This is a genomic window from Deltaproteobacteria bacterium, from assembly GCA_020845895.1.
GTDB lineage: Bacteria > Lernaellota > Lernaellaia > JACKCT01 > JACKCT01 > JADLEX01.
Genome location: JADLEX010000159.1, coordinates 1 through 5983, shown reverse-complemented (window position 1 = coordinate 5983; position 5983 = coordinate 1). Strand labels below are relative to the sequence as shown.

General features: G+C 65.4%; 6 protein-coding genes and 2 pseudogenes. 1 reads left to right on the top strand and 7 read right to left on the bottom strand.

Features of this window, described 5'->3' with window-relative positions; translation table 11 throughout:
- The first annotated feature begins 61 nt into the window (after positions 1-61).
- Positions 62-865: a hypothetical protein gene (locus tag IT350_20645; protein MCC6160472.1), complete on the top strand. Its 804-nt coding sequence runs from the start codon at positions 62-64 to the stop codon at positions 863-865.
- On the opposite strand, the gene IT350_20640 is transcribed toward IT350_20645, so the two are convergent.
- From IT350_20640 to IT350_20610, 7 genes and pseudogenes are all read right to left on the bottom strand, one after another.
- A complete protein-coding gene (locus tag IT350_20640; GenBank protein ID MCC6160471.1) occupies positions 836-1177 on the bottom strand; it encodes a hypothetical protein in 342 nt (113 codons plus the stop codon). The genes IT350_20645 and IT350_20640 overlap by 30 nt on opposite strands.
- A 223-nt stretch (positions 1178-1400) precedes the next feature.
- Positions 1401-1703 (bottom strand): annotated as a pseudogene (locus IT350_20635) (nucleotidyl transferase AbiEii/AbiGii toxin family protein).
- A 1-nt stretch (position 1704) separates the two neighbouring features.
- Positions 1705-2400, bottom strand: coding sequence for a Crp/Fnr family transcriptional regulator (locus IT350_20630; protein MCC6160470.1), 696 nt, complete (start codon positions 2398-2400; stop codon positions 1705-1707).
- Positions 2401-2489: 89 nt separating this feature from the next.
- Positions 2490-3485 (bottom strand): Gfo/Idh/MocA family oxidoreductase, encoded by a 996-nt coding sequence (locus tag IT350_20625; GenBank protein ID MCC6160469.1) that lies wholly within the window; start codon positions 3483-3485, stop codon positions 2490-2492.
- Between the two features lie 19 nt (positions 3486-3504).
- Positions 3505-5028 (bottom strand): GMC family oxidoreductase, encoded by a 1524-nt coding sequence (locus IT350_20620; GenBank protein ID MCC6160468.1) that lies wholly within the window; start codon positions 5026-5028, stop codon positions 3505-3507.
- Positions 5025-5531 carry a hypothetical protein gene (locus IT350_20615; GenBank protein MCC6160467.1) on the bottom strand — a complete coding sequence of 169 codons (507 nt, stop codon included), beginning with the start codon at positions 5529-5531 and terminating at the stop codon, positions 5025-5027. Before IT350_20615 ends, IT350_20620 begins: the two co-directional genes overlap by 4 nt.
- A gap of 12 nt (positions 5532-5543) precedes the next feature.
- Positions 5544-5737: pseudogene (locus tag IT350_20610) on the bottom strand (hypothetical protein).
- Positions 5738-5983 lie beyond the last annotated feature (246 nt).

Genomic DNA, 5983 nt, shown 5'->3' with positions numbered 1-5983 from the left:
TCCTCCTCGTTGGCGAAGAGTCGCTGATCGATTCGAATCCATCAACGCGGTGGCGTGGCGCTTGAGGACGCTGGAGTCCAATCTCGAGCAGATTCGTGTCGAATTGGAAATCAACGCGAGTTTCTCGCCCGCGATGTTCCTGGACAAGATGAATGAGCTGGGGCTCCTGACAGAAGTCCGCCTGAATTTTCCTGTCCGCCCCACGAGAGTTATCGCGCGCAAAGACCGTGCGCGGCCCGAGCACGTTGCCTGTGCGCTTAGTCAAAGCGCCTACCTGAGTCACTACACGGCGCTGGTCCTCCACGACTTGACCGACGACATTCCCAAGATCGTCTACGTCACGATTCCGCAGCCGCGTAAGTCGGACTCGCGCGCGCTCACGCAGGAAGAGATTGACGATTCCATGTCGAGGCCGGCGCGCGAAACGACGGACATCGCACAATGGAGTGGCTTTCGGATCGCCCGGCTTCGGGGTCAGGACAGCGGCGGGCTCGAAATCATTGAGCGCGAACTTGCGGGTTATCCCGTTCGGGTCACGTCGATCGAGCGAACGCTGATCGACGTGGTCGTGCGTCCCGAGTGCGCGGGAGGAACGCACCGCGCACTTGAGGCGTTCCGACGTGCGCAGGGGCGCATTTCCGTGAATCGGCTCGTCGGAATTCTCCGGTCCCTCGATTACAGCTATCCGTGGCATCAGGCGCTTGGCTATTATCTGGAACGCTCGGGCGCATATCCGGCGAAATCCATCGCTTTCGTCCGACGCCTGCCGATCGAACTTGATTTCTACCTGGAACACGGAATCGGAAAGTCCGGCGATTATGTTCCCGAATGGAGACTATGGATTCCCCGGAATTTCGAGCCGTGAGACGAGGTCCAGCACGCGATCGTAGTATTCGTCGAAGGAGCGCAAGGTCGCCGGATCCCGGACGGTCAGTTCCACCGATCGGAAATCCGGCGCATGAAACGAACGGGCAAAGTCTTCGCGCAACCGAACCAGAAGCCCCGGATCGACACGCTTCGCACGAAAAACCTCCGGAACGATCGCCGCGAGATTTACGCGATCCACGAGGCCCGAGTCGATCGCGCCGCAGATGTCGAAGACATCCCGGGCACGTGCCCGTTTCGAACGCGGGGCCATGTGCGGGTAGTCCGGGAGTTGCTGGCACAAGGCGCGCAACTTTTCCGCAACGATGGCGTCCGGCGAGTTCCTTTTCGAGGTGCGATGCGCAGTATTCGGGGGAACTGACGTCGACCGACATCGTACGCAGTTGATTTCGGCCGACGACGACCGCATTGCGTCGCGTTTCCTCCAGCCAACGCGCCGATTCGGATGCTCGCTCGCGGAGCGTCAACTTGAATTCGAGCCGATACCCGCCCCAGAATTCGAGTTGCCGCATATCTCGCTTCTTTGGTCGCCTCTCGAAAATCAGGTCGAATACGCGAGCCCCGAACGGCTCGAACTCACGGTCGAGCGCCCGGTTCCAAGTCTCCCGAACACCGTCCAGTTCGTCCGGTGCGAAGTCATCCGCCATCGAGAGATCGATGTCGAGCGACGATCTGGCGGAGGGGAATCGATAGATCAGATCGAGCGCCGCGCCGCCCTTGAGAACAAAACGCCCGAACCCGGCATCATCGGCGAACAGGGCTTTGACGGTGCCAATTTTTACACGCTCGATATCCAGCGTCCAATCAGTTCGTGGCATGTCACCGCACCGCGATCTCGCCCAGGCGCTCGGCGCTGCGCACCACGATGCAGCGGCCCCGAACCTCGATGAGGCCGTCTTCACTCATCTTCGCGAAGACGCGCGAGAGCGTTTCCGACACGGTGCCCAGCATGCGCGCGAGGTCCGTCTTCGACATCGGCAGGTCGATCTCGGCACCGTCCACGAGTTCGATTCCGCTCTCTCGCGCGGTCTTGACGATGCGCCGCGCGAGACGCCCAGGCACCTCGGCGAACGACAGATCCTCGACCAGATCGACGAGGGTGCGCAGCCAGCGCGCCACCGACGCCATGACGCGCACGGCGAAATCGGGATCGCCGCGCACGAGTTCGAGAAACTGCGCGCGGGGAATTTCGAACACGCGGGCGTCGCGGGCGGCCATGGCGCTCGCAGGGAACATGCCGCCCATCATCACCGCGGCCTCGGCGAAGGTTTGAAACGGCCGCGCGAAATGCAGGATCTGTTCCTTGCCGCTCGCGGAGGTCTTGAACACCTTCACGTCGCCGTCGAGCACCACGTAGAACTGCTCCGCCTTGTCCGCCTCGGTGAAGAGCATCTCGCCACGCCGAAAGTCGCGCACCCAACCGATCGCCGCCACGCGTTCGCGGTCACCGGGCGTCAGGTGAGAAAACATCGGACAGCGTTCGAGGATGCGCGGAGTCTTGAGGCGTTCGGTCATCGCGAGGCCACCTGCCGTTCGGGTCGTGAAAAAACCAGCAAATCCGCCGCGGCAGCGGATGTCAACATCGGATTCGACTCGGATGGGCGTCACGCATCGCAGCAGCAGACGCTCTCGATCACGCGTCGATCGCGGGCCGACGCCGCGAGCGAATCGAGGACGCGCATGGTCGCGACGGCGTCGAGCGGCCCGTGCGCGAGGGGCTCGACGCCGCGCACCGCGCGCTCGAAGTGTTCGATCTCGAGTCGGTACACGTCGCCGCCGGGCGTGACGATCTCTTCGGTCTCGCCGCCCGAGCGCACGACGATTCGTCCGTGGTCGACCGGCGGATTCCACGGGTCGTCGACGAGCAGCAATCCGCGCTCGCCGCGAATTTCCAATCGACGCGACTCTTCGCATTCGATGGAGCACTCGATGGTGGCCACGACGCCCTCGGCAAATTCGAGCAGGCCGTACAGCGAGTCGTCCACCGCGTTTCCCGTCGCCATCGCCATCGCGCGAACGGGCTCGCGGCCTGTGATGCGCCTCGCGGCGTGGACGCCGTAACACCCCACATCCATCAGTGCGCCGCCCGCGAGCTCGGCCGACGCCGGAATCTGCGTGCGGTCATCGAGCCGCCACGTGAAGACTGACGAAATCGACACGAGCCGCCCGATGCGCCCTTCGGCGATGAGTGCGCGAAGCCGCGCAAAGAGCGGATGGAATTCGTAGGCGAAGGCTTCCATGACGATGACGCCCGCGCGTTGCGCCTCGCGCGCCGCGGCCTCGGCCTGCGCGGCGCTCACGGCGAAGGGCTTCTCGCACAGCACCGGCAATCCGGCGTCGATCGCGCGCAGCGTCCATGGGGCGTGAAGCGAGTTGGGAAGCGGAATGTACAGCGCGTCGATCTCGCCGCACGCGAGCAGGTCGTCGTACGATCCGAAGGCGAGCGGAACCCCGCGCGCATCGGCCCATGCGCGCGCGAGAGACGCGTCGCGCGACGCCACGGCGCGAAGTGTGTTCGTCGGACTCGCGGCGCTCGACGTCGCCACGGCGTCCGCGATGTTCGCCGTGCCCAGAATTCCCCAGCGAAGAGGTTCGCTCATACTTCGTCCCCCGATCCCGTCATACCCGTGCGAGGTACTTTCGCGCCACGCGCCGCGCGAGCGCCATGATGGTGATCTGCGGGTTGAGCTTGGTCGAGCCCGGCATGAGCGCCGCGTCCGCCACGTAGAGCCCCGGCACGCCATGCACGGCGCCCCATGCGTCGGTCACGCTGCGCGTCGGATCGCCGCCCATGCGCGCGGTGCCCATCGGGTGAAACGCCATCATGTCGATGTCGTTCGCCTTGATCTTGAGGTTCGCGATCTCCTTCGCCTCTTCCATGCTTCGCACGACCGGGCTCTTGCGCACGCACGGATACACCTCGCGCGCGCCGGCCGCGATAAAGATCTGCGACGTGATCGAAATCGCCCGCGACATGGTGCGCACGTCGTGCGCGTTCATCCAATACCACAGCAGCGGATCGCCCGAGCCCGCGCCGATCACGCGGCCCTCGGACGTGTCGGAGAGCAGTGCGCCGAACGACGTCATCTTGTCGAAATGGTCCATCAGGTCGCGGTGACGCGCACCGGTGAAGGGCAGCATCGACGCTTCGACCCCAGGCGGCGTGAACTGGCCCTGCACGAAAAATCCCTCGTTGGTGAAATGCACGTTGTAGCTTTGCGGCACACCTTCCCATCCGCGAATTTCGTCGGGAAACACGGCGGCGACGCGGGCCGCGGGATGCGTACGGAGATGATGACCGAGATGCTTCGCGTTCGCGCCGACCTTGGACCGCGCGATGAGCCGCGGTGTGTGGACCGCGCCCGCCGCGACAAACACGGCGTTCGCGACGACGCGTAGCGATGCGCCGGTTTCGTGGCCCTTTTCGTCGGTGTACCGAGCAACCACGCCCACGGCGCGGCCGCGATCGGTGAGGATACGATCGACCTTGCACCACGTCGCGAGCCGCGCCCCCGCCGCCAGCGCGCGCGGCACATACGACACGCTCGTCGCGGCTTTGGCGTCGCGCGGGCAGCCGAACGCGCACACGCCCGTGGCGCGGCAGCCGTGCTCGTTGCGCGGAATCGGCGCGCCGTCATAGCCCAGCAATTTTGCGCCCGCCGCGAACCGGCGCGCTCCCTCATTCAGATTTCCCTCCGGCACGGGTTTCACGCCGAGCGCGCGCTCGACTTCGGCGAAATCGTCCGCCATGTCCGCCGCGGACATCGCCTCGACGCCGTGCAGCGTGCGCCATTCGTCGAGCACCCAGTCCGGCGTTCGGTAGCACGTGCCCGAGTTGATCGTCGTCGTTCCGCCCACGCATTTGCCCATCGGCAGGGCGATCACGACGTTGCCGACCGTGGCGGTCAGCCCGCCCGAACGGTAGAGCGTGTTGAAGCCTTCCATCGGGTCGCCGCGAAAATCGCGCCCGGTGAAATAGCCGCCCTCCTCGATCATGAGTACGTTCGCGCCGCCCTCGGCCAAGGTCGCGGCGGCCACCGCGCCGCCCGCGCCCGTACCGATCACGACGACATCCGCGGACAGATGGCGATCGGCGCGTTGCGCGCGGCCGTCCTCGACGCGGGAGTGATCGATGGCGATCATCGCGCGCCTCCTTTCGCGGCGCGCGCGGTCAATGTCTTCGCGGCTTTTTTCGGCGCTCGTTTCGCTGCGTGCGCGGCCGATTTCCACGCCCACACCGAGGGGGCGAAATCGCGCGAGTTCTCTGCCAACGGACCCGTTTCGGCGGGCAGCGGCGCGGCGGCATATCCCAAGTTGGCCTTCACCCGCGCGTCCGCGAAATAGTGCATGTCGGCGATGAAACGCAGTTGAAACAGCACCATGCGACGCGGGTACCACGGGCTTTCGAGCCAGCCGGAGAGGTAGCGCTCGGCGTCGCGATCGGGCAGGCCCGAAAACGGCGTGAGCGTTCGCGCGAAGAGGATCGTGCCCCACTCCAGAATCCACGCGAGTGCGCGAAATCCCGCCACCACCGCCGGGCCCTGCGTTGCCGCGTAATTCCACAGCGATTCTTCCAGGTGAACGTCCGCCGCGGACAACCCGGCGCGACCGCCCGCGGGATACATGTGGCCGAGGGCGAGACGCATCACGCGCCGCTCGCGCGCGTCATGGCCGGGGATCGTCGGTCCGCCCGATTCCGATTTCGGCGCGAGCAGCCCCGCCGCCGCCCACGCGGGCACCATCTGCAAAACGATCGATCCGTCAACGAGGAAGTTGAGCAGATAGATGAAACTCGGCTCGGTCCACAGATAAAACGCGAGGCACGACAGGCTCGACGCGGCCTTGCCCGACGCGAGAATCAGCAGCAGTCCGCGTCGGCGATACGGATCGTTCGACGCGACCCACGCGAGCACGGTGACGAGCACCATGTAGGCGAAGCCGAGCGAGAGCCAAAAACGCAGCTCGGACTCGGGCGCGGGCGGGAAATCGCCCATCCACGCGCCGAGGCCGTTGATCGCGCGGATCGTGCCGTTCGGCGCGAGCACGAAGATCGCGCCCACGCACGCGAACATGATCGACCAGCCGCGTAAAAAAAGAC